At 53.1% G+C, this 243-nt stretch carries 2 tRNA genes; both read right to left on the bottom strand.

The window, feature by feature from the left end:
- Positions 1-41 precede the first annotated feature (41 nt).
- Positions 42-115, bottom strand: a tRNA-Ile gene (locus HMPREF2832_RS02675).
- Between the two features lie 16 nt (positions 116-131).
- Positions 132-205: transfer RNA gene (locus tag HMPREF2832_RS02670), tRNA-Met, on the bottom strand.
- Positions 206-243: the final 38 nt, after the last annotated feature.

Raw genomic sequence — 243 nt, 5'->3', positions numbered from 1 at the left:
GTTCCCTTCAGCCGGACTTGGGTAATCCTCCAAAATAACAATGGACCTTGTAGGACTTGAACCTACGACCACTCGGTTATGAGCCGAGAGCTCTAACCAGCTGAGCTAAAGGTCCAACAAGATCAACAATATAGCGGCGAAGGGGATCGAACCCCCGACCTCCCGGGTATGAACCGGACGCTCTAGCCAGCTGAGCTACACCGCCATAATATCGGGAAGACAGGATTCGAACCTGCGACACCT

This window comes from Streptococcus sp. HMSC073D05 (genome assembly GCF_001812015.1).
Classification (GTDB): domain Bacteria; phylum Bacillota; class Bacilli; order Lactobacillales; family Streptococcaceae; genus Streptococcus; species Streptococcus parasanguinis_D.
The sequence above is the reverse complement of the archived record's forward strand: the minus strand, read 5'-3'. Positions and strand labels throughout refer to the sequence as shown.